This window comes from Streptomyces sp. S3(2020) (assembly GCF_013044505.1).
GTDB lineage: Bacteria > Actinomycetota > Actinomycetes > Streptomycetales > Streptomycetaceae > Streptomyces.
Window position 1 is genome coordinate 1 of record NZ_JABERD010000489.1, and the last position, 1,761, is coordinate 1,761.

Here is a 1,761-nt window from a genome sequence, read left to right on the forward strand (position 1 = left end):
GGTCGAGGCCGGCTGTGGGGTGGCGGGTGTGGCCGAGGCCGGCTGTGGTCGAGGCCGGCTGTGGGGACGGTGCGGACGTCGGTTGCCGGGTCGGTGCTGCGGAGGCCGGCTGTGAGGCGGCGGGGGTACCGGCGGTGTGGTGGCGGTGTGGTGGCGGTCGGCTTGAGGTCGGTGCTGTGGAGGCCGGCTGTCGGGTCTGCGCCGAGTGCGCCGGCTGCGGGGCCGGTTTTCCACAGCCGTGGAGTTGTCCACAGGGTCTGACGTGTTTCGGCCACCGGCTGTACGGTCTGCACGAGTTGATGTTCGGGCACGTGCATGGTCGGGGAGGCGGTCGGGATGACCGAGGTCGGTGCGGGGGCTTCTGCCGAGGGCTCTGTGGGTGCGGCGCGCAGGCTGCCGCGGGTGCGGGGCTTCGCCGAGTGGCCGGTGCAGGGGTCGCCCAGGCAGGAGGGCAGGGCGCTGCGCAAGCGGGTCCCTCGTGGTGCGCACAGCGCGCTCGACCTGGACGGCTCGCGGCCCGACGCGGTGAGCGCGGTCGAGGAGTCCAGCCGCGACCGCATTCCCGGACTCACGCCGCTGCGCGTGGGACGGATGGCGGCCACGCCCTTCGCCTTCCTGCGCGGCTCGGCCGGTCTCATGGCCTACGACCTGGCCCGCACCCCCATGACCCGGATCCGCGCCCAGATCTGCGGCGACGCCCACGCGGCCAACTTCGGTCTGTACGGGGATGCGCGGGGCGACCTGGTCATCGATCTCAACGACTTCGACGAGACGGTCCAGGGCCCCTGGGAGTGGGACCTCAAGCGGCTCGCGGCCTCGCTGGTGCTCGCCGGCCGGGAGGCGGGCGCCGACGAGGACACCTGCCGCAGCGCGGCGCACGGCGCGGTGGGCGCCTACCGCCGCACCATGCGGCTGCTGGCCAAGCTCCCGGTGCTGGACGCGTGGAACGCCATCGCGGACGAGGAACTCGTCTCCCACACCGACGCCCACGATCTCGTCGGCACCCTGGAGCGGGTCTCCGAGAAGGCGCGGGCCAACACCAGCGGACGGTTCGCGGCGAAGGCGACCGAGCAGACCGAGGACGGCGGGCGCCGCTTCGTCGACTCCCCTCCGGTGCTGCGGCGCGTGCCGGACGCGGAGGCCGCGGCGGTGGCCGGGTCCCTGGAGGAGTACCTGGAGTCGCTCTCCGAGGACCGTCTTCCGCTGCTGTCCCGGTACGCGGTGCACGATGTCGCGTTCCGGGTCGTCGGTACGGGCAGCGTCGGTACGCGGTCCTACGTCGTGCTGCTCCTGGACCACCGCGGTGAGGCGCTGGTGCTCCAGGTGAAGGAGGCCCGCCCCTCGGCGCTGCTGCCGCACCTGGTGACCGCCGGGTTCGAGGCCTCCGCCGTCGAGCACGAGGGCCGACGGGTCGTCCTCGGGCAGAAGCGGATGCAGGTCGTCAGCGACATCCTGCTGGGCTGGACGTCGGTGCAGGGGCGGCCCTTCCAGGTACGGCAGTTCCGCAACCGCAAGGGCAGCGTCGACCCCGCCGCGCTCGCCGCCGACCAGATAGACGACTACGGCCGTATGACGGGTGCGCTGCTGGCCCGCGCCCACTCGCACAGCGTCGACCCGCGCCTGGTCGCCGGGTACTGCGGCAAGAGTGAGGAACTGGACGAGGCGATGGCCGCGTTCGCCGTGGCGTACGCCGACCGTACGGAGGCCGACCACGCGGGGCTGGTGGCGGCGGTGCGGTCGGGGAGGCTCGCGGGGGAGCTG

1 protein-coding gene is annotated in these 1,761 nt (G+C 73.5%); it reads left to right on the plus strand.

Features of this window, described 5'->3' with window-relative positions:
- Nucleotides 1-336 precede the first annotated feature (336 nt).
- Nucleotides 337-1,761, plus strand: a 1,425-nt coding sequence (locus HLK59_RS49830; RefSeq protein ID WP_171148301.1) for a DUF2252 domain-containing protein, incomplete at its 3' end; no start/stop codon positions are given.